This window comes from Kitasatospora paranensis, from assembly GCF_039544005.1.
Lineage (GTDB): Bacteria > Actinomycetota > Actinomycetes > Streptomycetales > Streptomycetaceae > Kitasatospora > Kitasatospora paranensis.
Window position 1 is genome coordinate 848,430 of sequence record NZ_BAABKV010000001.1, and the last position, 22,269, is coordinate 870,698.

At 75.4% G+C, this 22,269-nt stretch carries 23 protein-coding genes, 1 tRNA gene and 2 pseudogenes; 15 read left to right on the top strand and 11 right to left on the bottom strand.

From position 1 onward, the window contains the following. Nucleotides 1-244 precede the first annotated feature (244 nt). From ABEB13_RS04390 to ABEB13_RS04400, 3 genes are all read left to right on the top strand, one after another. Nucleotides 245-1,414 (top strand): RNA-binding protein, encoded by a 1,170-nt coding sequence (locus ABEB13_RS04390; RefSeq protein ID WP_345704366.1) that lies wholly within the window; start codon nt 245-247, stop codon nt 1,412-1,414. 102 nt (nt 1,415-1,516) lie between these two features. Then, complete coding sequence (locus ABEB13_RS04395; protein WP_345704367.1) at nt 1,517-2,035, top strand: hypothetical protein; 519 nt, start codon at nt 1,517-1,519, stop codon at nt 2,033-2,035. A gap of 280 nt (nt 2,036-2,315) precedes the next feature. Then, nucleotides 2,316-2,990: a formylglycine-generating enzyme family protein gene (locus ABEB13_RS04400; protein ID WP_345704368.1), complete on the top strand. Its 675-nt coding sequence runs from the start codon at nt 2,316-2,318 to the stop codon at nt 2,988-2,990. Between the two features lie 86 nt (nt 2,991-3,076). Here ABEB13_RS04400 and ABEB13_RS04405 read toward each other — a convergent pair whose 3' ends face one another. After that, nucleotides 3,077-3,943, bottom strand: a complete 867-nt coding sequence (locus ABEB13_RS04405) for a C40 family peptidase (RefSeq protein WP_345704369.1) — start codon at nt 3,941-3,943, stop codon at nt 3,077-3,079. A gap of 290 nt (nt 3,944-4,233) precedes the next feature. On the opposite strand from ABEB13_RS04405, the gene ABEB13_RS04410 reads away from it, so the two are divergent. Both ABEB13_RS04410 and ABEB13_RS04415 read left to right on the top strand, forming a co-directional pair. Then, entirely contained in the window at nt 4,234-4,470 is a 237-nt protein-coding gene (locus ABEB13_RS04410) for an amphi-Trp domain-containing protein (RefSeq protein WP_345704370.1), read from the top strand. Nucleotides 4,471-4,562: 92 nt separating this feature from the next. Next, on the top strand, nt 4,563-5,384 hold the full coding sequence (locus ABEB13_RS04415; protein ID WP_345704371.1) for a hypothetical protein: 822 nt from the start codon (nt 4,563-4,565) through the stop codon (nt 5,382-5,384). Nucleotides 5,385-5,529: 145 nt separating this feature from the next. Here the strand turns inward: ABEB13_RS04415 and ABEB13_RS04420 are convergent. Together ABEB13_RS04420 and ABEB13_RS04425 are read right to left on the bottom strand one after the other, a co-directional pair. Further along, nucleotides 5,530-5,603, bottom strand: a tRNA-Met gene (locus tag ABEB13_RS04420). A 219-nt stretch (nt 5,604-5,822) separates the two neighbouring features. Then, nucleotides 5,823-6,701, bottom strand: a complete 879-nt coding sequence (locus ABEB13_RS04425; protein ID WP_345704372.1) for a sigma-70 family RNA polymerase sigma factor — start codon at nt 6,699-6,701, stop codon at nt 5,823-5,825. A gap of 104 nt (nt 6,702-6,805) precedes the next feature. On the opposite strand from ABEB13_RS04425, the gene ABEB13_RS04430 reads away from it, so the two are divergent. The 3 genes from ABEB13_RS04430 (at nt 6,806) to ABEB13_RS04440 (ending at nt 9,338) form a co-directional block, all read left to right on the top strand. Further along, nucleotides 6,806-7,582: an SDR family oxidoreductase gene (locus tag ABEB13_RS04430; protein ID WP_345704373.1), complete on the top strand. Its 777-nt coding sequence runs from the start codon at nt 6,806-6,808 to the stop codon at nt 7,580-7,582. A gap of 257 nt (nt 7,583-7,839) precedes the next feature. Further along, complete coding sequence (locus ABEB13_RS04435) at nt 7,840-9,156, top strand: SPFH domain-containing protein (protein WP_345704374.1); 1,317 nt, start codon at nt 7,840-7,842, stop codon at nt 9,154-9,156. Nucleotides 9,157-9,158: 2 nt separating this feature from the next. Beyond that, nucleotides 9,159-9,338 carry a hypothetical protein gene (locus tag ABEB13_RS04440; RefSeq protein ID WP_345704375.1) on the top strand — a complete coding sequence of 60 codons (180 nt, stop codon included), beginning with the start codon at nt 9,159-9,161 and terminating at the stop codon, nt 9,336-9,338. A gap of 117 nt (nt 9,339-9,455) precedes the next feature. Here ABEB13_RS04440 and ABEB13_RS04445 read toward each other — a convergent pair whose 3' ends face one another. Then, complete coding sequence (locus ABEB13_RS04445) at nt 9,456-9,707, bottom strand: hypothetical protein (RefSeq protein WP_345704376.1); 252 nt, start codon at nt 9,705-9,707, stop codon at nt 9,456-9,458. A 144-nt stretch (nt 9,708-9,851) separates the two neighbouring features. Beyond that, a complete protein-coding gene (locus tag ABEB13_RS04450; protein WP_345704377.1) occupies nt 9,852-10,064 on the bottom strand; it encodes a hypothetical protein in 213 nt (70 codons plus the stop codon). A 334-nt stretch (nt 10,065-10,398) separates the two neighbouring features. Here ABEB13_RS04450 and ABEB13_RS04455 point away from each other — a divergent pair, with 334 nt between their 5' ends. Then, nucleotides 10,399-10,917, top strand: coding sequence for an NUDIX domain-containing protein (locus ABEB13_RS04455; RefSeq protein ID WP_345704378.1), 519 nt, complete (start codon nt 10,399-10,401; stop codon nt 10,915-10,917). A gap of 55 nt (nt 10,918-10,972) precedes the next feature. Continuing rightward, entirely contained in the window at nt 10,973-11,560 is a 588-nt protein-coding gene (locus tag ABEB13_RS04460; protein WP_345704379.1) for a class I SAM-dependent methyltransferase, read from the top strand. Nucleotides 11,561-11,782: 222 nt separating this feature from the next. On the opposite strand, the pseudogene ABEB13_RS04465 reads toward ABEB13_RS04460, so the two are convergent. Further along, nucleotides 11,783-12,247: pseudogene (locus tag ABEB13_RS04465) on the bottom strand (GAP family protein); the annotation flags it as partial. 341 nt (nt 12,248-12,588) lie between these two features. Between ABEB13_RS04465 and ABEB13_RS04470 the strand changes: the two are divergent. The 3 genes and pseudogenes from ABEB13_RS04470 to ABEB13_RS04480 all read left to right on the top strand — a co-directional run bounded on the left by ABEB13_RS04470 (nt 12,589) and on the right by ABEB13_RS04480 (nt 15,062). Then, on the top strand, nt 12,589-13,542 hold the full coding sequence (locus ABEB13_RS04470; RefSeq protein ID WP_345704380.1) for a DUF389 domain-containing protein: 954 nt from the start codon (nt 12,589-12,591) through the stop codon (nt 13,540-13,542). A gap of 99 nt (nt 13,543-13,641) precedes the next feature. Next, complete coding sequence (locus ABEB13_RS04475) at nt 13,642-14,127, top strand: hypothetical protein (protein WP_345704381.1); 486 nt, start codon at nt 13,642-13,644, stop codon at nt 14,125-14,127. 93 nt (nt 14,128-14,220) lie between these two features. Continuing rightward, nucleotides 14,221-15,062 (top strand): annotated as a pseudogene (locus ABEB13_RS04480) (nucleotidyltransferase). Between the two features lie 21 nt (nt 15,063-15,083). Here the strand turns inward: ABEB13_RS04480 and ABEB13_RS04485 are convergent. Continuing rightward, on the bottom strand, nt 15,084-15,458 hold the full coding sequence (locus tag ABEB13_RS04485; protein ID WP_345704382.1) for an ArsR/SmtB family transcription factor: 375 nt from the start codon (nt 15,456-15,458) through the stop codon (nt 15,084-15,086). 164 nt (nt 15,459-15,622) lie between these two features. Between ABEB13_RS04485 and ABEB13_RS04490 the strand changes: the two genes are divergently transcribed. Next, nucleotides 15,623-16,789, top strand: coding sequence for an MFS transporter (locus ABEB13_RS04490; protein ID WP_345704383.1), 1,167 nt, complete (start codon nt 15,623-15,625; stop codon nt 16,787-16,789). 33 nt (nt 16,790-16,822) lie between these two features. On the opposite strand, the gene ABEB13_RS04495 is transcribed toward ABEB13_RS04490, so the two are convergent. From ABEB13_RS04495 to ABEB13_RS04510, 4 genes are all read right to left on the bottom strand, one after another. After that, the gene (locus ABEB13_RS04495; protein ID WP_345704384.1) at nt 16,823-17,230 is read right to left on the bottom strand and encodes a VOC family protein; all 408 of its coding nucleotides are present in this window, start codon (nt 17,228-17,230) and stop codon (nt 16,823-16,825) included. Nucleotides 17,231-17,413: 183 nt separating this feature from the next. Continuing rightward, on the bottom strand, nt 17,414-17,866 hold the full coding sequence (locus ABEB13_RS04500) for a globin domain-containing protein (protein WP_345704385.1): 453 nt from the start codon (nt 17,864-17,866) through the stop codon (nt 17,414-17,416). Then, entirely contained in the window at nt 17,863-20,619 is a 2,757-nt protein-coding gene (locus ABEB13_RS04505) for an AAA family ATPase (protein WP_345704386.1), read from the bottom strand. The genes ABEB13_RS04500 and ABEB13_RS04505 overlap by 4 nt, the downstream gene beginning before the upstream one ends. A gap of 279 nt (nt 20,620-20,898) precedes the next feature. Beyond that, nucleotides 20,899-21,516 (bottom strand): hypothetical protein, encoded by a 618-nt coding sequence (locus ABEB13_RS04510; protein WP_345704387.1) that lies wholly within the window; start codon nt 21,514-21,516, stop codon nt 20,899-20,901. Nucleotides 21,517-21,759: 243 nt separating this feature from the next. On the opposite strand from ABEB13_RS04510, the gene ABEB13_RS04515 reads away from it, so the two are divergent. After that, the gene (locus ABEB13_RS04515; protein WP_345704388.1) at nt 21,760-22,263 is read left to right on the top strand and encodes a hypothetical protein; all 504 of its coding nucleotides are present in this window, start codon (nt 21,760-21,762) and stop codon (nt 22,261-22,263) included. Nucleotides 22,264-22,269 lie beyond the last annotated feature (6 nt).

Consider the following 22,269-nt stretch of genomic DNA (forward strand, 5'->3'; position numbering starts at 1 on the left):
GACCGGCCAGGATCCCGGCTCGGCCGTCGCCCGGTCGCCGACCTTGCCGGCCCGTCCCTGACGGCGGCTCATGCCGGTGCATCCGGCCCCGCGTACGCCGATCGGGGCATCCCGTACGCTCGCGCCATGAGCGAACGCACCGGACACCCGGCCTGCCTTCGGGGTGCGAGTCCCCGCACCGCGGGCCGCCCCACCGCCGCACCCGGCCCGGCCTGCGCGCCGTCGGTCGCCACCGGTGCGTGACGTGCTGCCCCACGTCCACCGGGTCACCAAGTACGACCCCGTCCACCGTGACCGGCACGGCCACTACACCGGTACGGAGCCCGCCGTCAGCGACCACGGCCCGGTCGAGGCCGCCTACCTGGAGGCCGTCCAGGCGTTCGCGGAGGAGTCCGGCGTCCACCGGTTGGCCGTCCGCGAGCCGCAGGTCGGTGGCTTCGTCCACTTCGGCGTCGAGCCGGCGGCGGACGACGACGGCCTGAGCGGGCTGTTCCCGGAGGGCCTCGCCGGGTTCCACGACGGCGCGCAGGTGTCGATGGACATCGCCCTGGCCCTCGTCCGGGCGATGCTCCGCGACAGCGGTGCCTGGTGCCGGCTGGAGGCGGAGGGGGCGTTCGCCGTCCACGTCGGCTGGGACCAGTACCTGTACGTCGGCAGCCACCTGCCCTGCCCGGGCGCGGTGGCCCGCACCCGCTCGCTCGGCCTGTTCCCCGAACGCCTGGACGCCTCGCCCTACGACGTCGACGTCGACCCGGGGGCCGTGCAGCGTCCGGCGGACGACGAGTTCTGGGCGCACCTGCGGTACGTCGTCGGCCGCCACCGTGCCACGTTCCTGGAGGAGAACCACGTCGGGAACGCATCGCGCTGGCACCGCCTGACCGCCGACACCGTCGACGCGGTGCGCTCCCGGCTGACCCCGCGGGCGCAACTGGCGGTCTGGCCGGACCTGCTGACCGACGTCGGGACGGCGATGGCCGCCCTGCCCGAGGAAGGCCTGGTGGAGATCGTGTGGGAGCGGGCGGACGGCCGGGTCACCTCGGTGGTGGCCGAGGAGACCGCCTTCGAGGCGGTGGCCTCGCAGGTCGCGGGGGCGCGGGCGGCCGCGGTGGTGCCGCTCGACGTGGACGGACGGCGTCCGCTGTGCACGGCCGTGCTGCCCGATGCCGACGGCGTGCTGCGCGCCCGCTGGCGGACCGAGGCGACCCCGGCGACCGGGCCTGGGCCGTGCTCAAGACCCTGCGGCGCGGCCAGGCCGTCACCGGCACGGTGGCCTCGGTCGACGCTTCCGGCCGCGCGTCGGTGGACATCGGCGGCCCCAGCGCGACGCTCGACCCCCCGACGCGCTCCCGGCACCCCGTCGACCGGTCCTCCGACGCCGTCGACGTCGCCGTCGGACGGCAGGTCACGGCCGTGATCACCGACATCGACCCGGTACGCGAACACGTCGCCCTGTCGCTCCTGCCCGGGCTGGCCGACGGCCGGCCCGGCACCCCGCTGCCCGTCCGGGCCGGCCGGTATGACCCCGCGGCGGCGCTCCTACCGCTACGTGGGGCCGGCCGAGCTCGCGGCCCTGGCCGGGCCGGGGCGCGAGGGCCGGCGGATCCGCTCGCCGGCGGGCCTCGCAGGGTGGGCGGCGGAGCGGGGGCCGCAGGAGTGCGGCGAGCCGTTCACCTTCGTCGTCGACACCGCCGGCGTCCTTCGGCTGGCACCCCGCCGCAGCGAGCACGTGGTGTGCGCGGGCGGGGAGGCCGTCCTGAGCGCCGGCGAGATGGCGCTGCGGCAGGTGTCGGGACGGTGGACGGTCGACGGGGTCAGCAACCAGTCGACCGGTTACTGCCCGGACACCCGCTCGTGGCCCGCCGTCGCGGAGGCGCTGGAGCACGCCGGGATCGACCACCCCGGCGGGTTCACCCACGAGGTGGTGTTCCGGCGCTGCCCGGGCTGCCGGCAGCTCGCCATCGTGCGGGAGGAGGACTTCGTCTGCGTCTTCTGCGAGGCGCCGCTGCCTCCGCAGTGGAACGTGGACGAGGAGTGACCGGCGCCCGGCGGATTGCCGGGACCGGTGCCCCACCCGCCGCTTTCCCGGGTGTCGCCGCTCCCGGGTCACCAGTGCCGCGTCCGGCAACCTTCGCCCTGTCGCGGCCCGAAGCATCCGCCCCCAGCCTTCGGCCGGGAGGTACCCCCAACCGGACGCACCGGCGGTGCGTCCAAGTGCGTCCGGTACGAGGACGCTCCGCCGGCACGCCCAGCCGGGCGCCTCGGACCGCTGCTCGGCGGGCGAAGCTTGCCGGACGCGGCACTAGAATGACGGGCCCATGGAGCAGACCGCAGCAGAGGCCATGATCGCTGTCCCGGCGGGCCGGGTGACCTTGTCGGACCGGCGGACCGAACGCCGATGGACGGTGGAGCTCGCGCCGTACCACCTCGCGGCCTTTCCGGTCACCCAGGGGCTGTACGCGCGGGTCACCGGCGCCCGCCCGGCGGCGGCCGACGGGGACGACCTGCCGGTCGAGAGCGTGTCCTGGTGGGACGCGGTCGGGTTCTGCAACGCGCTGTCCGCACAGGACGGGCTGGTGCCCGCCTACCGCGCGCACCCCGGCGGCGAGGCCGTCGCCTGGGACGCCGGGGCCGACGGGTACCGGCTGCCGACCGAGGCCGAGTGGGAGCACGCCTGCCGGGCCGGCACGGACGGCCCGCGGTACGGGCCGCTCGACGAGATCGCCTGGTACCGCGGCAACTCGGAGGAACGGATCCACGAGGTGGGCGGCAAGGAGCCCAACGCCTGGGGGTTCCACGACATGCTCGGGAACGTCTGGGACTGGTGCTGGGACGTCTACGACGCCGAGACGTACGGCACCTACCGGGTGCTGCGCGGGGGCGGCTGGTTCGACGAGCACTGGAGCTGCCGGGCGTCCGCTCGGCGGCGCAGCCACCCGACCTTCCGGGTCGACGACGTGGGCTTCCGCATCGCGCGCTCACACGCGAACTGACCGACGTCGCCAGGCCGGTGCGCCGGGCCGGGCCCGGCGGAGGCACATCCGCCGGGCCCGGCCCTGCCGCGGACCGTCCCGACGGTTCAGCAGTCGGGGATGACGGTGCCGTTGTTGTCCTTGGCCACGTCGTTGCCCCAGCGCGACAGGTAGAACGCCGACACCCACTGCCCGCCCGGACCGACATCCGGATCCGTCTTCAACCACCAGTGGTTGAAACTGCTCCCGCTCGCGATCTCACGACCCCACGCCTTGCAGAACACGTAGTTGGTGCCCTGGTACAGCGTCCCCGTACTCACGGTGCTGGTCGGCGACCCGTACACCGCCGCGTTCGCGAACGTGTCCACCCAGTACGTGCCGCCGCCGGACGGCGGCGGGGTGGAGCCGCCGGACGGGCCGTAGAGGCGGATCGCGCCGTAGTAGTCGCCGTGCGAGGACAGTGCGGCGACCTGGACGTAGCCGCCGGAGTACGGCGCCTCGGCGATGTAGCCCTGGCCCAGGTAGATGGCCACGTGGTGGATGGTGGACGGGGTGTTCCCGAAGAAGACCAGGTCACCGGGGAGCAGCGGGGCCGTCCCGTCGCTCCGGTAGTACCGGGCGACGGCCCGCGAGGAGGGCCACTGGGTGGTGGTGACGCCGTTGATGACGTCGGAGCCGACCGCCAGGTAGTAGGCGTAGCGCACCATGCCGGAGCAGTCGAGCCCGCGGACGTGGCAGTCGTTCGGCGCGCCGTTGGACGCGTCGCAGGCCCCGTACGAGGGGCCGGGCTGGCTGCCGTGGCCGCCACCCCACGAGTACGGGGTGCCGATCAGGCCGCAGGCGGCCTTCACGGCCGATTCGGCCTGCGGGGCCGCACCCGAGGAGAGGACGCCGCAGGCGGGCGCGGCGTGGGCCTGCTGAGCGCCGGAGAAGAAGACGGCGAGGGCGGCCAGGACGGCCAGCAGCGCGGCCATGCGCAGCAGTGCCGCGGCCCGGCCGGGTAATGGGTCAACGCGCGTAGTCATGAGGGAGTCCTCGACTCTTGGTGCCACAAGTGGCAGAGGGGGAAGGGGAGTTGGTGGCGGACATTCAAGCACCGTGAGGGCCGCCGCCGATAGCCCCGGGGCCGAAGTCGCGCCGCCGCGGCGTCCGTTGCGGGGCGGCATGCCGCCGAGGCGGGTTCACCCCGCCGGGGGGATGCGGGCGTCGGCGCGCGGGGCCAGAATCGGCCGCATCTCCTGTTCCCGACGGGTCGGAGGCATCCGTGAAGGACCTCGAGTTCGAGCAGAAGCGCCGACTCTCCCGCCTGGAGGCCGCCGATCAGCTGTCGGCGCTGGCGGACGCGCTGCGGCACGGCGGCAACGCCGAACTGGAGCTCGGCCCGGGCACGCTGAGCCTGCGCGTTCCCGACGACCTGCGCACCGAGATCGAGGTGGAGGTGGGGGACGGCGAGATCGAGCTGGAGATCGAGCTCACCTGGTCGACCGGACAGACCGGGTAGACCGCCGAGGCGGCTCCGCGACGCGGTGGCGGCACCGACCCGCCGGGAAGATCCTGGAACACGGGGATCCTTCCCAGCAGGAGGTCCGTGCCGTGGACACCGCCACCCAGACCACCGGCCGGCGCAGCACCGGCGGGTTCCTGGACAGCCCGATCATCGGCATGGCGCCGTGGATCGTGTTCTCGGTGCTGGTCGGGCCGGGCCGCTTCGAGACGGCCGTCGCGATCGCCCTGGCGCTGACCGTCTTACTGGTCGCCGCCGGCCGGGTCCGGCGGCCGGGCAGCTCGTGGAAGATCCTCGAACTGGCCGACGTGGTCTTCTTCGCCGTCCTCGCGGTGGTCGGGCTGATCGCCTCCGCGGGGACGCTCCGGTGGCTGGAGACGTACGCGGGCGAGGTCTCCAACCTGGCGCTGGTGACCGTCGCCTTCGGCTCGATGGCCGCCCGGATGCCGTTCACGCTGCAGTACGCCCGCGAGCAGGTGCCGCGCGCCCACTGGAACTCCCCGGCCTTCGTGCGGACCAACTACGTGCTGACCGGCGTGTGGGGGCTGGCGTTCCTGGTGGCGGCCGTGGCCGGGCTCTACGGTGACCTGGTGCTGCACGACCCGAACGAGCTCTGGACGGGCTGGGTGATCCAGATCGGCGCGATCATCCTCGCGCTGCGCTTCACCGACTGGTACCCGGACGTCGTACGGGCCCGGGCCGCCCGGGCCGGCGGGGATCCCGTCCCGGTGCCGACGGTGGGCGCGCTCTTCCTCCCGCTCGCCGGATACCTGATGCCGGTCGGGATCGTCCTGCTGGCCTTCGATTCGGGCCCGGCCTGGCTGGGGGTGGCGCTGATCGTCGGCGGCGTCCTGCTGACGCGGGCGCTGCGGCGGCAGGAGCGGCCGGGTGACCGGCACAGCGAGGCCTGAACCGGCGACCCGTCCGACCCGCGGCGCCGGCCCGACGACAGGCCCCGGGCCGCCGCCCGAAGGATCCGCACGCAACGGTCGGCCGAGCACGCCGCACGAACGAGGCCGGGCCGGGCGCATCGGATGCGCCCGGCCCGGCCTTTCGTAGCGGGGACAGGATTTGAACCTGCGACCTCTGGGTTATGAGCCCAGCGAGCTACCGAGCTGCTCCACCCCGCGTCGGTGATCACCACTCTACGTCATCCGGGCGGCCCGACGGTAATCCGCCGTCTCCGCCGGCGCTCCGGCGTGTCCCCGTGCCGCCGCCGGGGCCGCTCGGCCCGCCGCCGGCAGGCCGCTCCCCGGTGGCGCGGCGGGTGCGGGCGCGTGGCCGGACGCCCGCGCCCGCCGCGCGAACCCAAGGCAGGGACGGCCCGCCTGACGGGAGGTCGTGCCGCCTCAGTCGCCGAGCACGGTGACGGCGATGCCGGCCAGGCGCTCCGGTTCCGCGATCACGTCGACGGCGGTGATCCTGCTGTCCGCGATCGTGAAGGCGAGCACCAGCGACAGCCGTCCGCCGGGGGCCATGACCAGGCCGACGGCCCCGTCCAGCAGCGCCGGGCCGGTGAAGCGGGCCCGTCCGGTGGCGGCCATGGCGCCCTCGGCGACCGTCCGGGCACCGCGGACCACGATCGGCTCGGGCGAGGGGATGACGGCCCGGTCGGCGTGCAGCACGACGTCCGGGTCGAGCAGGGCGAGCAGCGCGTCGAAGTCCCCGCCGCGCGTGGCGGCGAGGAACGCCTCCACCAGCCGGCGGTGGCGGGCGCGATCGGCGACGGGGTCCGGCGTTCCGCCGCCGACCCGGCGGCGGGCCCGGCTGGCCAGTTGCCGGGCCGCGGCCGGGGAGCGCTCGATCATGGGGCCGATCTCGTCGAACGGCACGGCGAACATGTCGTGCAGGACGAAGGCGAGCCGTTCGGCGGGCGTCAGCCTGTCCAGCACCACGAGCAGGGCCACCCCGACCGCGTCCGCGTGCAGCGCCTCCTCCTCGGGGTCGCCGCCCGCCCCGCGGTCCGGGTCGGCGGCCCGGCCCTCCAGGGGCTCCTCCGGCCGCGACCGGCGGGAGCGCAGCATGTTCAGGCACACCCGGGCGACCACGGTGGTCAGCCAGCCGGTCAGGTTGTCGACCCCGCCGGTGCCGGCCCGGGCCGCCCGCAACCAGGCCTCCTGGAGGGCGTCGTCGGCCTCGGCGAGCGACCCGAGCATCCGGTGGGCGACGGCCCGCAGATGGGCGCGGTCCGCCTCGAATCGCTCCGTCAGCACGGCACTTTCGTCCATCGGTCACATTCCCCGTTCGCGGCGTGTCAGAGAGGCAGGAGTCGAAAACCTACCGATCCGGGCCGGGCGCCGTCCGCCCGGGCCGGACAACCTCTGGAGGAGTCATGACGACGACCGTCCTGGTCACCGGTGGCACGGGCACCCTGGGCCGGCACGTGGTGCCGCTGCTGCAGGAGAAGGGCTGCACGGTCCGGGTGCTCAGCCGGCACGACCGCCCGTCCGCGGACGGCGTCCGGTACGTCACCGGCGACCTGCTCAAGGACGAGGGGATCGAACCGGCGCTGGCGGGCGCCGAGACCGTGCTGCACCTCGCCGGCGGTCCGAAGGGCGACGACGTGGCGACCCGGCACCTGGTACGGGCCGCGTCCCGGGCCGGGATCCGGCACCTGGTGTACATCTCGGTGATCGCGGCGGACCGGGTGCCGCTCGGGTACTTCCGCGCCAAGCTGGGCGCCGAACGCGCGGTGGCCGAGTCGGGGCTGCCGTGGACGACGCTGCGGGCCGCCCAGTTCCACGATCTGGTGCTGGGCGTGGCCCGGACGATGGCCAGGATGCCGGTGATACCCGTCCCCGGCGGGGTGCGCCTCCAGCCGGTCGACGCGTCCGAGGTCGCGGCCAGGCTGGTCGACCTCACTCTGGACGCGCCCGCGGGCGCGGTGCCGGACCTGGCCGGCCCGCAGGTCCTCGGGATGGGCGAGCTGCTGCGCGGCTACCTCGCGGTGCGCGGCACCCGGCGGCCGATGCTGCCGGTCCGGGTGCCGGGCGGCGCCGGCCGCGTCTACCGGGCGGGCGAGAACCTGTCGCCGGACGGCGCCGCGACGACGGGCGGCCGGACGTGGGAGTCGTTCCTCGCCGAAAGGGTGGCCGGGGGCGCCCGCTGAGGGCCCGCGGCAGCCCGGGACTGCCGCGGTGCCGGGCCGGATCGCCGTCCCGATCGCCGTTCCGGCCCGGGGCTCCTCCGGGCCGCCTCCGGAGTACCGTGGAAGACGTCGGGGCGGTGGTGCCGTACGCGGTCGCCGCAGACGTCCCGGTGAAGGACTCGACCGGAGGCCCGGCGCCTCCAGGAGGCGGTGGCGCCTCGTGACCGCTCACGCTTCGGCTGCACGACCCGCTGTCGTCCCGCACGGCACGAGGTCCCATGTACGCGGCCGATGACTCCCTCCAGAGTCCGCTCGGGGCCGTCGGGAAGGTGACGGTGCCGATCCCGGCGGACGGCCCGGGCGAGGTCCTGGTCGCGCTGCGGGGCGGTTCGGAGGCCTTCGCGGCGTGGTGCGCCGGGCCGGTCGCCGTGAACACCCGGGTGGTCGTCGTCGACACGTTCTCCGCCCGGTCGGTGCTCGTCGAGCCACTGCCCCCTGAACGCGGCGGTCCCGCGTCCTTCGTGAATCCCTTGCAGGTCAGGTGGTCCGTCATGTTGTTCTGGCACGTTCCCGCGCCCAACGAGGCGATGCTCATCTCCGGTTCGAAGCGGCAGTCGCAGGACACCCAGTTCCGGATCGTCACGGGCCACGGGAGCTTCGTCCTCCCGGTGAAGCAGAAGGCCCGCATGCTGTCCCTCGCCCTCCAGGAGGCCGAGATCGCCGAGGACTGCGTCACCCAGCAGGGCATCCGGCTCACCGTCCGGGCCGTCTGCGTCTTCAAGGTCGGCGACGACGCGGTGTCGATCGCCAACGCCGCCCGGCGCTTCCTGTCCGTGCAGAACCAGATGCAGGAGCTCGTCGGCCGGATCTTCGCCGGCCACCTGCGCTCCATCATCGGCGGGCTGACGGTGGAGCAGATCATCCGGGAGCGCAGCCGGGTCGCCCAGGAGGTCGTGGCGGGCAGCCACGGCGAGATGGAGAAGCTCGGCATCGTGGTGGACGCCCTGCAGATCCAGGAGATCGAGGACGCCACCGGCTACATCAACAACCTCGCCGCGCCGCACGCGGCCGCGGTGGCCAGCCAGGCCCGGATCGCCCAGGCCAAGGCCGACCAGGAGGCGACCGAGCGCGAGCAGCAGGCCGCCGCGCTCAAAGCCGAGTACGAGCGGGACACCGCGATCAAGCGGGCCGGCTTCCTCGCGGAGACCGAGCAGTCCAGGGCGCGCGCCGCCCAGGCCGGACCGCTCGCCGAGGCCCGGGCCACGCAGGAGGTCATCGAGGAGCAGACCTCGCTCGCCCAGCGCCATGTGGCGCTCACGGCGCAGCGGCTGGAGGCGGAGGTGCGACGCCCCGCCGACGCGGAGGCCTACCGGAAGCGCACGCTGGCCGAGGCCGACCGCGACCGGGTGAAGTTCGAGGCCGACGGCAGTGCCTACACCGAACGGGCCCTGGCCCAGGCCCAGGCGGACGCCAACACCGCCCGGGCGGCGTCGCTGCGGGACGGCAACCAGGAGCTGATCGCGGCCAACCGCATCGTGGAGAACCTGCCCGCGCTCGCCGACGCGGCGGCCCGGGCCTGGCAGGCGCCGACCTGACCGTGCTGAACGGCACCGACGGTGTGAACCAGGTCGCCGCCGGCATCGTCAGCCAGGGGCTGGCCATCCTGCAGTCCCTGCAGCACCAGGCGGCCCCGACCGGCACGACGTCCCCGGCATCGGCGACGGCGGATCCGAACGTCAACGGCCGCGCCACACCACGCCTCCCGAACCGGAGCTGACCGGCCGCCCCGGGTCACCGCACCGGACGGGACACACGTTGGAGCCCGCCCAGGATGTCCGGCGCCCGGCGAGCGCCGCGGCGGACGCGGTCGTCGGCCGGCCGGGCGGCCTGCTCGTCACGGTGCGGGGGCCCGCGACGCGACGGCCGGTGACGACTGCCTCGGGACCGGCCGGACGGTCGCCGGGTCGTAGAGGTACCAGCCGCGGGTGCGGGTGTCCCGGCCCCAGCTGATCAGTGCCATCCAGCGCGTCGACCCCTGGCAGAGGTGCCAGCGCTCGACCTGCCCGGGCTGCCAGCGGCCGCCGGTGCGGATCTCCACCCACCGCCAGCGCGGCTCGGCGTCCCAGCTCCGGCCGGGCCCGGACATCAGTTCCCGGGGCGCGCGGACGGCATCGCCCGGAGCGAGGTCGGGGCGAGGGGCAGGAGAAACGGAGCTCTGGCTTCCACCTTCTCAGTATCGAACAGGTGTTCGCATGATGGCAAGCGCGTCCGCCGGCCCCGGCGACCGGCGTCACGGCCCGGTGCGGGAGTCGCCGCCGTCCGCGATCCTCATGGCCCAGGTGTGGAAGGCAGCCCGCTCGGCAGGCGGGATCCGCAGGTGCGCGGGGATCCAGTCGGCAGTGGCGGCGTCGAGGAGGTCGGCCAGGCCGAGGTGGCACCAGTCCCCGTGAGCGAAGTTGTAGGCGCGCATGAGCGGCCCGACCCTGGCACGGATGGCGGCCACCTCGTCCGGCCCCAGCCCGGCCTCACCCGGCCATCCTGGCCGACGGCGGGCACCCGGGCCAGGCCCCGGACGGCGCGCGGCACCGCGCAGGCACAACGAGGCGGCCGCCGGGAGGGGGCGCCCCTGCCCCGCCGTCCCGGAACCCGACCGCCAATCCGAGGAGTTCGGGCTTTCACCGGATCGGGTGGCACCTCGACCGACTCCCCCGCCCCGGGACGGGTCGCGGCCTAGCGTGGATCCACGGTGCCCCGACCGGCGCCCCGGCGACCCGGGCCCCGACCGCGACCGCCCGTCCCCACTGCCCGCACCGCACGCCACCCGCCGAGGAGCCGCCATGGCCGAGACCGGACCGGACCACCGACACCTGAACGGGCACGCCGTGAGCCGTCTCTCGGCGGCCGTCATCGTGCACGACACGGCCGCCGACCGGATCCTCGCCCTGCACTACGCACAGCGCCCGTGGAGCCCCTCGGCCGCCTGGACCGTCCCCGGCGGGAAGGTCGATCCGGGCGAGCGGGTCGACCTGGCCGCGGCCCGCGAGCTGCACGAGGAGACGGGCCTGCTCGTCCGGCCCGAGGACCTGCGCCTGGTGCACACCGTCCAGGTCGAACAGGGGTGGGACGGCAACGGCGGATTCGTCCTGTTCGTGTTCGCCGCCACGGCCTGGTCCGGCACCCTCCTGAACGTCGAACCGGGCAAGCACATCGACGTGCGATGGGCACCGGCCCAGGACCTGCCGGGCCCGATGTTCCCCTCCGCGCGGCTCGCCCTGGACGCCTACCTGGCCGGCGGTCCCGCCTTCTCCGCCAACGGCTGGAGCGCCTCCGACCGACGCGAACCCGTCGAGCCCTGACCCCCGGGGACGGCCGAAGGATCGTAGGGTGACCCGATGACCGATCCCCAGGGCCTTGCCAGCACCGCCGGGTACGGCGAAGCCTGCCGCGCTCGTCGAGCAGTACGAGAGCGTGTCGTTCGCCGACGTGCACCGCGACGTGCTGCATCTGTTCCCGTCGCGGCCCGGCGTGATCCTCGACGTCGGCGCCGGCAGCGGGCGGGACGCGGCGGCGCTCGCCGGGCAGGGGCACCAGGTGGTCGCCGTCGAGCCGACACCCGAACTCCGTTCGCTGGGGCAGCGGATCCACGCGGACCGGGACATCGAGTGGGTCGACGACGCGCTGCCCGATCTGCCGGTGCTGACCGCCCGCGGCCGGTCCTTCGACCTGATCCTGCTGACGGCGGTGTGGATGCATCTGGACGGGGCGCAGCGGACGACCGCGATGGCTGCCCTGGTCGGCCTGCTCGGCCCCGCGGGCCGGGTGGTGCTGTCCCTGCGGCACGGACCCGTCCCGCCGGGACGACGGATGTTCGATGTCCCGGCCGAGGAGACGGCGCAACTCGCCCGCGGTCACGGGCTGGTGGTGGAACACCTCAGCGAGCACGCCGATCCGCACGGCCGCGACGGCGTGCGGTGGAGCCGCCTCGGGCTGCGCCGGTAGACGCTCCGGTCGGACACCTCGGGTCGGGATCCGGGTGCGGGAGGTCAGGCGGTGAGCTCGTAGATGCTTCTGGCGACCAGCCAGAGGCCGACGAAGAGCGACAGCGTGACCACCGTCTGGTCCTGGTGCTCGTCCATCCAGGTGCGCAGGCCGCCGAGGCGCAACTGCGCGGCGGTGGGAGAAGACGGTGTACAGCTCCATCACGATCAGCCCCGCGGTCGCGAGCAGGCAGTATCCGGCCAGCACGACGAAGGTGGTCCCGGCGGACAGGTCGGCCTCCACGACCGTGGCGGCGCCTGCGCCGACCATGGCCCACGGCTGGAGGAGCACGGCGAGGCCGGCCGCCGTGAACACCGAGACGCGGTCCAGCCTCGCCATCCACTTCGGCTGGCGCCTCGGCCGCGGCGGCAGCCGGCGCTTCCGCTCCCCGTACACGGTGAGCCCGATGCCCAGGGTCAGTTTCACCGCGGTGGCCGCGGTGGACGGGGCCGTGTGCGGGGCGGGCGGGGAGCCGCCGGTCAGCAGCAGCACCGCGGTGATCACCAGGACGAGGCAGGCGAGCCAGGAGAGGATGAACGCCAGCCCCTTGCGCAGGCCGCCGTCCGCCGACAGCAGCAGGATGAAGGCGCTGTTGTGGAGCGGCCCGAGCGAGATCGCGGTGCCGATCACGAGAAACTCAAGGACCATCGGCGCTCACCGCCCGCGCTGCCCCACCGGCCCCGGACCGGCCGGGCCGGGTCGCGACCGTCCACCCGGCACCGTGTTCGTCCGCCATCCTCGCCCTCCGGCCGGAGACCTTCGCAGACCTCCGCACGCGCGGACGTCGGGCCCGACAGGCGCAGGTACGTCGTGGCGGCACGTCGTGGCGACCGCCGCACTCCGACTCTCCGCGCACGGCGGGGGCGAGTCAAGCACGCCACGGCGGCTTCCTCCGATTGCCCGCCGGGCGGCGCAGCGGGGATCGCCCGTTCCGGGGAACCTGCGGTCCGGGCCCCCGGCGGCAGCGGGCCCGGCCGGAGGATGGCGCGATGGAGATGATCCACGTACGGCTGGTCGTCCCGCCGGAGCTGGCCGAGGAGACCGTCCGTGCGCTGGCGGCCGACCGGTTCGTCTTCAACCTGGTGGTGCTGCCGGGCGCCGCGCGCAACCCGGACGGCGACGCGGTCACCTGCGACGTTCTCACCGGGGCGGCCAACGACACCCTGGGCCGGCTGCGCGCGCTGGCGGTGGAGCGGCACGGCTCGATCGTCGTCGAACCCGTCGAGATGGCGCTGTCCGACACCGCGGCCGCGGCCGAGTCGCACCGCCTCGGTGCGCTGGCGCACGCCCCGGTCTGGGAGGAGGTCGAGGCCCGGATCCGGGCCGAGGGCAGCTACCGGCCGAGCTTCTACCTCTATCTGGTCGTCGCCGGACTCATCGGCTCGGTGGGGATCCTCACCAACTCGCAGATCCTGATCGTGGCGGCGATGGTGGTCGGGCCGGAGTACGGCGCGATCACGAGTGTCGCTCTGGGCCTCGAACGGCACAGCCGGGGTCGGGTCCGGCGGGGTCTCGTCGCCCTCGCCGTCGGATTCACCCTGGCGATCGTCGCCACCTTCCTGTTCACCCTGCTCGTCCGGGCGCTCGACCTCCAGCCACCGGCCTTCGAACGGGGCCTGCGTCCGGTCTCCGACCTGATCGACGCGCCCGACTTCTTCTCGGTCGTCGTCGCCGTGCTGGCCGGCATCATCGGGATCGTGTCCCTGACCGAGGCGCGGACGAGCGCGCTGCTCGGGGTGTTCATCTCCGTCACCACCATTCCGGCCGCGGCGGACGTCGGGGTCTCCTGCGCGTTCGCGAGCTTCCACGAGGCCGGCGGCTCCCTGCTCCAACTGCTCCTCAACATCGTGGTGCTGGTCGCGATGGGGGTGGTCACCCTCAAGGTCCAGCGGGCGGTCTGGCGCGGCATCGGCCGGCGGATCCGGCCCGCCCGAGGCGTCTGACGCCCGTGCCGGCCCGTTCGCAGCACCGCGACCCGGCTGCCGCGCGCGGCGGACGGCCCTGACGGGCCATCGACGGGGAAAGCGTCCTACGCTTCGGGCATGCCTCACGACGGACACCCCGCACGCACCGTCGACGACCAGCTGGCCGTCATCGACGGCTTGTGCGTGCTGCCCTTTCCCGCACAGGAGGTTCGGCCCGAGGGCGGCGACCGCTGGGGAGGCCCGGGCTACCACCTGGCGCTGCTGCGGGAGAGCCGGGACTTCTGGGAGGACCGCGGCGAGGACGTGGTCGAGGCGGCGGAGCGGGAGATCGAGGCCGATCTCGACACCCTTTCGGCGGTGCTGACCGACCGCTGGGGCGAGCCGGAGGCCGTCGACCTGTGGCCCTTCCTCGGCCTCGACAGCCCCGACCCCGGCTTCTCGGCGCCGGAGCCGCTGGCCTACCTGGCGGGCGTCGCGGGCAGCATGCGGGTCTGGCGGCCCACGGCGGTGCGGTGGATCGCGCTGGCGATCGGCCAGACGGATCCGGAGTGGCCGATCCAGCTGCTGGCGGCCAGTGGCGGGGCGTCCCTGCTGCCCCGCTGAGCGCCGCCCGGGGCGGGTGCTCTTCTCGGCACACCCCACGCCGCAGCGGGGAATTCGCTGGGCAGCGCCCGGCGGTCGGGGCAGAGTGTTCCCATGAACGGACGAGGGCTGGCAGCGGACGGGACGATCGCCCGTGAGGGCGCGCTGGCACGGGTGCCGGCGGAGTTCGCCCCGTCGTCGAGGCCGCCCGCGCCGGGGTGGCCTCGGCGTTCGGCGGGCGGCTGCACAGCGGCTACCTCTACGGCAGCATCCCGCGCGGAACGGCCGTCCCCGGCGTGTCCGACCTCGACCTGCTGCTCGCGCTCCGGGAGGAGCCGACCGCCGCCGACCGGGCCGACGCCCAGGTCCTTGGGACGGCGCTGGATGCGGCCTTCCCGCAGATCGACGGGGTCGGTGTCCTGCTGTTCTCGGTGCGGACGCTGCTCAGCGACCTCGAACGCCATGACCTGGGGTTCTTCGTCGCCTGCCTCTGCACGCCGCTGCTCGGCGCCGACCTCGCCGAACGGCTCCCCCGGTACCGGCCCACCGGCCTGGTCGCCCGGGAGACCAACGGCGACCTCGGCCTGGCCCTGCCGGCCTGGCGGGCCCGGGCCGTCGCGGCCGCCACCGCCGAAGCCGGTGCCTCCGCCCAGGCCGAGGCCGAGGCGGAGGCCGAGCGGCGCAGGCTCGGCCGCGCGGTCGGCCGGCGTCTCGTGCGCACGGGCTTCACCCTGGTGATGCCGCGCTGGGGCGGCTGGACGAGCGACCTCGACACCTCGGCCGCCGTCTTCGGCCGCTACTACCCCGAACGCGCGGAGCAGATGCGCGTCGCCGCGGCGACCGGCCGCAGGCCGTCGGGCAGCCCCGACGTGCTCGGGATGCTCCTCGACGATCTGGCGCCCTGGCTGGCGGCCGAGTACACGGCGCTGCACGGCGTGAAGGCCCCGCGCCCCTGAGCAGCGGCGGGGCGCCCGCCGTCAGGGCGCGACATCCCCGGGCGCGGCGGCATCGGGCGCGGCGGCGTCGGGCGTGGCGGCGTCGGGCGTGGTCAGGACGGCGGTGAGCAGGCCGGGGAACCGGGCGTCCAGGTCGCCGCGGCGCAGCTCCAGCAGCCGCTGGCGGCCGTGCGGGGTGCTGCGGATGACGCCGGCCTCGCGCAGCGTCTTGATGTGATGGGACAGCGTGGACTTCGGCAGGTCGCCGCCGGCGGGCTGGCAGGCGGCCACCTCCTGGGGGCCGTGCACCAGGCCCTGCACGATCGACAGGCGTGCGGGGTCGCTGAGTGCGAAGAGCACCTGGGTGAGCCGGAGGTCCTCGGGCTCGGGGTGGGGGAGGTCGCGTGCGGTCGCCATGGTTCCAGAATAGTTGAACAATGGGCGGGGCGGAGCTACGCTCGGATTGTTCGATATTTCTGGAACACTCCGTAGGGGTCCCCATGGGCATCACCGCCGTCCGACCAGCACCGCCCCTCAGCCGCCCGGTGCGGCGCCTGCCCCGCCCGGCCGGATTCTGGGTCATGGCAGCGGCCCTCTTCGCGCTGATGGCCGCGGCCGGCGCGCCGTCCCCGCTGTACGTGCTCTACCAGCAGCGCTGGCACTTCTCGGCGCCCGTGCTCACCCTGGTGTTCGCGGTCTACGCCCTCGCCCTGCTGGTGGCCCTGCTCACCGTGGGGGCACTCTCCGGCCACGTGGGGCGGCGGCCCGTGCTGCTGGCCTCCCTGGTGGGCGAGGTCCTGGCGATGGGCGTCTTCCTCTCCGCCCACGGCGTCGGCCTGCTGCTGGCCGCGCGGACCGTCCAGGGCCTGGCCACCGGCGCCGCGACCGGCGCCATCAGCGCCGCCCTGGTCGACCTTCAGCCCTCGCCCGGCTCCCGGCACGGCTCCCTCGTCAACAGCATCGCGCCCACCGCCGGGCTCGCCGCCGGCGCCCTGGGCGCGGGCGCCCTCGCCCAGTACGCGTCCTCGCCGACCGTCCTGGTCTTCGCGCTGCTCCTGGTGGTGTTCCTCGCCCTCACCGCCGCCCTCGCCTTCCTGCCGGAGACCGTCACGCGCCGCCCGGGCGCCCTCGCCTCGCTGCGCCCGCGGATCTCCGTCCCCGCCGAGGCGCGGCCGCAGTTCCGCGCCGCCGTGCCGGCCCTGGTCGCCACCTGGGCCACCGGCGGCCTGTACCTCTCGCTCGGCGGCTCGCTGGCCGCGGGCGTACTGCACATCGGCAACCACCTGATCGGCGGGCTCACCGTGGCGGTGCTCACCGGCGCGGGCGCGGCGGCCTCCCTGCCGGGCAGCCGCCGGGCGGCCCGGTCCGTCCTGACGGTCGGCGCCCTCGTCCTCGCCACCGGCACCGCACTGACCCTCGTCGCCCTGAACACCGGCAGCCCGGGCCTGTTCTTCGCGGCCACCGCAGTGGCCGGCGCCGGTTTCGGCAGCACCTTCGGAGGCGCCTTCCGGTCACTGGCCCCGCTGGTCGGCGCCGAGCGGCGGGCCGAGCTGTTCGCCGCCATGTACACCGTCAGCTACCTGGCCTTCAGCCTGCCCGCCGTGGTCGCCGGCGCCCTGGTGCCGGTCCTCGGGCTGCGCACCACCGCCGACGGCTACGGGGCCGCGGTGATCCTGCTCGCGGTCGCCGCCGCGGGCACCGCCCTGTGGCGCCGCGCGCCCGCGACGGCGGGCCGCCCGACCGGGTGACCCCGCACCGGCCGCGGGCGGTCGGCACCCCGCTCACGCGTCGCCGAGCTCCTGGAACAGTGTGAGCTGCACCCCGGCCGGGCCCTCCAGGCGGGAGTTGAGCGAGTTCCACGGCGTCCTGGTCGGGGGCGCGACCACCTCGGCGCCCGCCTCGGCGAGCCGCGCCGTGGCGGCCGCGGAGTCGTCCACCTCGAAGGCCACCCGGAACGGCCCGGCCACCCGGTGGCCGACCTCCACCGCGTCGATGAAGTCGGCGTGGCCCGGATCGGCCGGCTCCAGCGTGGCGCGGCCGGCCTCCAGGATGGTGACCCGGCCGTCCGGCGAGGAGAAGGCCGCACGCTCGGGCAGCCCGAGGACGTCCCGGTAGAAGTGCAGGGCGGCCTCGTAGTCGGCCGCGGTGACGACGAGTCGGAGTTCCCTGACGGCGGGTCGGTCGGCCACGGACTGCTCCTTCTGCGGGTCGGACTCGGCTGTGCTGCGGGCAACCGGTGCCCGACGGCCAGGATTCCCCGGCGGCGGCGGACGGCGCGACAGCCGGGCCGCGGTCGGCCGTCCGGCGCACCGTCCCAGCCGGATGTCCCAACCGGAGGTCCCGACCGGAGGTCCCGACCGGATGTCCCGGCCTCAGCCGGCGGCGGGTCGGCCGGGGGCCGCGGCACGGCCGGGAGCCCCGGCCGCTCCGAGCATCATCGCCTCGGCCGTCATGTCGTAGGCGAGACGCCAGGCCGCGGCGGTCTCGGCCGTCCAGCCCCCGGCGCCGGACGCGTCGGCCAGCGCCGCGAGCAGGGCCGTACGGACGTGGCCGTAGTGCTCGGCCCTGACCCGGTACTCGGCGTGCCGGGCGCCCAGCGACCTGGTGCGGCCGAGGAAGCCCTCGAAGTCGGGGATGGCCTGGACGATCGCGTCCAGCTCGTCGGCGAACTTCACCCGCAGCCGCGCCTGGTCGCCGGTGAACAACGGCCGGACTTCCGGGTGTTCGGTGAACAGGCCGCGGTAGAAGGCGTCGGCGACCTCCGGCAGCCGGCCCCGCAGGCGGGCCAGCGAGGCGTTGACCAGTTCGATCTGCTCGGGTGTCACGGTCGCTCTCCTGATCCGTCCTGGGTGTCGGGGTGGCCGAGGGCGGCGGCCAGCCGGGTGCGCCCGCTCACGCCGAGCTTCCCGTAGATGTTCTGGAGGTGGTTGTCGACCGTCCGCACGGACAGGTGGAGGCCTTCGGCGATCCCTCGGCTGGTGGCGCCCTGGGCGGCCAGCCAGGCGATCTCGCGCTCGCGCGCGGTCAACGGCGAACGGGTGTCCGCGGCCACCACCAGGCCGGGGGTGGCCGCACCCTCGCACCGTGCCCGCAGGCCGTCCGCCCGGGCCAGCGCGTGCGCGGCGGCGCGCTGCGCGCCGTCGCGGCGGTGCCGTTCGGCGGCGGCCACCCAGGCCTCGGCGGCCGCGAGATCGGCGCCCACCTCGCCCAGTGCCTCGGCGGCCTCGGCCAGCCGGGCGGCCGTCCCCTCGGCGAGGGCCCGGATGTGCGCGATCCGCGCGGCCGCGTACGGCCCGTCCGGCAGCCCCGCCAGCAGCCCGTCCGGCAGTCCATCGGCGGACGGAGGGCCGACCGGGGAGCCGTCAGGTGGCCCGTCCGGGCCACCCCGGGGCAGCAGTGCGGCGGCGTCGGCCGCGCCGCCCAGCCGGGCCAGGTCGTGGCAGAGTCCGAGGGCGGCGGTGCGGTCGCCGGCCTCCCGGGCGTTGACGGCTGCCGTCCGCAGCCTGCGCCGGGCCGCCTCCGGGCGGCCCGCGACGGCGTCCGCCCAGGCCAGCGCCCGCACGGATTCCGGCCCGGCCGGGCTCGGACCGGCCAGCGCGAGGAGGGCCGCGGCCGCCTCGGGATCGCCCTGCCCGCAGGCGGCCGCGCAGAGGACGAGGCCGGCGAGCGCCGCGGTCTGCGCGGCCGCGACGGCGAAGGCCCGGGCCTGGGCCAGCGACTCGCGGAAGTGCACGGCCGCCGCCCCGGGCCGGCCCTGGGCCAGCGCGATCCGTCCGAGCTGCAGCGGGAACCAGGAGGCGAGCGAGACGACACCCTCCCGCAGGGCCAGGCCCTGGCCCTCCAGCGCGGTCTCCCGGGCCCGGTCGAAGGCGCCGAGTTCCAGCAGCGCACCGGCCAACTCGCTGAGGCGACCGGCCGGGTGGGACAGTCCGATCCGCTCCGGCACCTGCCGGTGGACCTCGAAGACAAGCCGGCCGAGGTCGGCCGCGGCGACGATCCGGCCGGCGGCGAGCAGGATCCGGAACCGCGCCGCCATCACCAGCACGTCGCGCCGGGTCGGCACCGCGGGCTCCGCCGGGGCGCCGGCCCCGTCGCGGTGCTGCCCGGCGCCGGCGCCGAGCACCTCGGCGGCTTCGGCGGGCCGGCCCGCGAGACAGAGCAGGATGGCCTCGAACGCCGTCAGGGCCGTGCGGACGTCCTCACCGCCCCGCGCCCCGGCCCGCTCCAGCACAGCCCGGGCCGCCGCAGGGCCCGCCGATCCGTAGAAGCAGTTGAGGGCCAGGGTGACGGCGAGCGCCTCCAGTTCGTCCCCCGCCACGTCGTCCGCCGCGCCGCTCAGCACCTCGACCGCCTCGTCGGCCCTGCCGAGCTCGCCCAGCGCGATGCCCAGCAGCAGCACGGCCTGCGGGTCCGGGCCCTGCCGCAGGGCGGCCCGGGCGAGGTCGTGCATCCGGTCGATGTCGTGCGCGTGGTGGGCGAGCCGGGCCGCGCGCAGCAGCAGCGCCCGGTCGGCGGTGCCGGTCGCGTCGAGCCGCCAGCCGGCCAGGCGCAGCGCGTCCCCGCTCCGGCGGGCGCCGCGGGCCTCGACCCTGGCGACCTGGTCGAGCAGCAGCGACCGGACCCGCAGGCGCGGCATGCCGTCCTTGAGGACATCGCCGTGGACGGGATGGGAGAGCCGGACCTCGAGTCGCCGTCCGTCGGGCCGGACGGTGATCAGGCCGCCCTCCTCCAGTGCGGTCAGCAGCGGTTCGGTGGTGTCGGCGAGGAGTTCGTCCACCCCCAGCGGTTCGCACAGCGCGAGGCGTTCGAGGACGTCGCGCTGGTCCGCGGTGAGCGCGTCGAGCCGCTCCCGGACGAGACCGGCGACGCCGTCCCCGGCGCTGAGCCGGGCGGTGAGGCACCAGACGCCGCCGCTCCGGGCGAGGGCGCCGTCCGCCAGCCCGCGCAGCACCAGTTCGCGCAGATAGAGCAGGTTGCCCCGGCTGGCCGCCCACAGGGCCTGGCCGGCGGGGGCGGCGATCGGGCCGCCCAGCGCCAGGTGCAACAGGGTGTCCATGGCGGGCCGTTCGAGCTCCGCCAGGTCGATCCGTACGGCGCGGCCGGCCCGCCACCAGGCGGCGAGGGCGTCGGGCAGGGCCTCCCGGTCCCGGACGCTCGCCACCAGCAGGACCTCCGGCGCGGCGCACAGCGCCGTGAGCAGGGCCAGCGAGGCCGGGTCGAGCAGGTGCAGGTCGTCGACCCCGAGGACGAACCGCCCGTCACCGGCCCGGTCGGCGGTGCGGGCCCGGACGGCCGCCAGCAGGTCCTGCGGGTGGGTGTTGGGGGCGGCCGCGGGCCCGGCCGGGGCGGGCAGCAGCGGCGCCAGCGCGGAGAGCGGGACGGCGGCGGCCGTCCGGCTCGCCGTCAGGTGGGCGGCCTGCCGTCCTTGGGAGCGGGCGAGGTCGAGGTACTCCTCGACCAGCCGGCTCTTGCCGGTGCCGGAGCGCCCGCAGACCAGCACGGCGTGACAGCGCGCGTCGGCCGCGGCGTCGCCGATCCGTTCCAGTTCGGCGCGGCGTCCGATGAACGGCCACCGCACCGACGTCCCACCCAGCATGCCCGCCCCCGAGCGTTCCGGCACCGGTGCCCCCGGCGTCCGCCGGGCGGCACGCCGGGGCCGCGTGACGCGGCGCACCGGAGGTCGGTCCGGCGGTCAGTGTGGCACAGCGGGCCGGGGCGCGGGCGGTCGCGGCCGACGGACCGACCGGCGCGGGGTGGAGCCATCCCCGGACGGTAGCCCGGCGCCGCGCAGCCGGCCTGAGTAGTCGTTACTCATCCCCGGCCGCCGCGCGTCGCACCGAAGCCCCTGCGTCGCGGGTCAGCGCAGCGACAGCAGGCCGAGGCAGGTGCTGAGGCCTCCGGCGGCCGCCGCCAGCAGGCCGATCCGGCCGCCGGTCAGGCCACGCCGGGGCGGTGCGGTGCGGAGCGTCGCCGCAGGCGCCGCGTCGATCTTCAGGAGGGAGGTCCGTGCCGCCCATCCGACGGGTGGCCGGCGGCACACCGTCACCCGCCAGGGCTGCTCGGGGTCGTGGTCGACCGGTATCACGGTGCCCACCCGGTAGCTTCCGACATCGACCAGGTTGACGGCCGTCCGGGCCCGGGCCCGGTAGGACGCGCTGCCGCCGGGTGCAACGGTGAGCTCCAGGAGCAGCGGGATGTCCGGCCCCTCCCCGACGGCCCGGACGGATTCGATGCGGGCGGGTACGAGGACGAGGCGGCCCGCCCGGGTCCGGTCGGCGTGCCGGCGCTCGTCGGCGAGCAGCAGGGCGAAGCCGCCGGCCGCCGCCCACGGCGCGAGGTTCACCCCGATGACCAGCATGGCCACGCCGCTGCCGGTGTCCAGCCGGAACGCCCCGGCGCCGGCCACCACGACCGCGGCGCCGAACAGCACGCAGAGCACCGCACCGGCGGCGCCCATCACACCCGTCACACGCATTCCCGTTCCCCGTTCCTCTGCTGTGTGCGGCCCACCGGCCGCCCGTCCCCAGCCTGGCGCGGAGGTGGCCCGGCCACCCGGGTAGCGGCTACTCATTGTGCTGGGCGGCCGCGGCTCCCGGTGAGTAGCCGCCCGACCGGTGATTGAGTAGTGACTCCTCAGGTGCCGTTCGGTGATCCGGGGTTGTCTGGTGGTCAGCAGGGAGACCGATCAGGGATCCCAACCACCAGGGGAGAAACCACCATGCGCACCATCACCCGGAAGCCCGCCGCGGCGCTCGTGCTCGCGGCGCTGGCACTCGGCGTCCAGACCACCGCGGCCTCCGCCGCACCCGCACCCGCCTCCGCCGGCCCCGCGGCGGCCGCCTCCGGCGCCGCCGCCCGCAGTGTGCTCGTCCAGGTCGACAACTGGACGCAGTGCGAGATGGACTTCGTCTCCGCCTCGCTGTCCGGCGGGATCTGGACAGGCACCGACTGGCCGCCGGCGGTGATCACCAACAGCACGTGGGGCGTCTGGCAGTCGGAGTCCAACGGGGTCGGGACGGGCACCGAGGGGTTCGCCACCTACCAGCTGCACAAGTGCGTGAACCCGGCGAACAACTACACGTGGGTCAAGTTCCACTGGAACGACCCGTTCTACGGCAGCAACTCCTACGACACCAACGGCACCGGTGCCGGCGTGAAGGTCACCCGCAGCGGCGGCAGCGGCAACAACGCCGTCGTCAGTTTCACAGTCAAGACCGGCTGACCGGTC

Bases quoted from the DNA above. Each gene is read 5' to 3' on its own strand.
- ABEB13_RS04395 (WP_345704367.1), top strand. From the start codon at position 1,517: ATGACCCCGCGGCGGCGCTCCTACCGCTACGTGGGGCCGGCCGAGCTC.
- ABEB13_RS04400 (WP_345704368.1), top strand. From the start codon at position 2,316: ATGGAGCAGACCGCAGCAGAGGCCATGATCGCTGTCCCGGCGGGCCGG.
- ABEB13_RS04405 (WP_345704369.1), bottom strand. From the start codon at position 3,943: ATGGCCGCGCTGCTGGCCGTCCTGGCCGCCCTCGCCGTCTTCTTCTCC.
- ABEB13_RS04425 (WP_345704372.1), bottom strand. From the start codon at position 6,701: ATGGACGAAAGTGCCGTGCTGACGGAGCGATTCGAGGCGGACCGCGCC.
- ABEB13_RS04430 (WP_345704373.1), top strand. From the start codon at position 6,806: ATGACGACGACCGTCCTGGTCACCGGTGGCACGGGCACCCTGGGCCGG.
- ABEB13_RS04435 (WP_345704374.1), top strand. From the start codon at position 7,840: ATGTACGCGGCCGATGACTCCCTCCAGAGTCCGCTCGGGGCCGTCGGG.
- ABEB13_RS04445 (WP_345704376.1), bottom strand. From the start codon at position 9,707: ATGTCCGGGCCCGGCCGGAGCTGGGACGCCGAGCCGCGCTGGCGGTGG.
- ABEB13_RS04455 (WP_345704378.1), top strand. From the start codon at position 10,399: ATGGCCGAGACCGGACCGGACCACCGACACCTGAACGGGCACGCCGTG.
- ABEB13_RS04470 (WP_345704380.1), top strand. From the start codon at position 12,589: ATGGAGATGATCCACGTACGGCTGGTCGTCCCGCCGGAGCTGGCCGAG.
- ABEB13_RS04475 (WP_345704381.1), top strand. From the start codon at position 13,642: ATGCCTCACGACGGACACCCCGCACGCACCGTCGACGACCAGCTGGCC.
- ABEB13_RS04485 (WP_345704382.1), bottom strand. From the start codon at position 15,458: ATGGCGACCGCACGCGACCTCCCCCACCCCGAGCCCGAGGACCTCCGG.
- ABEB13_RS04490 (WP_345704383.1), top strand. From the start codon at position 15,623: ATGGCAGCGGCCCTCTTCGCGCTGATGGCCGCGGCCGGCGCGCCGTCC.
- ABEB13_RS04510 (WP_345704387.1), bottom strand. From the start codon at position 21,516: ATGCGTGTGACGGGTGTGATGGGCGCCGCCGGTGCGGTGCTCTGCGTG.
- ABEB13_RS04515 (WP_345704388.1), top strand. From the start codon at position 21,760: ATGCGCACCATCACCCGGAAGCCCGCCGCGGCGCTCGTGCTCGCGGCG.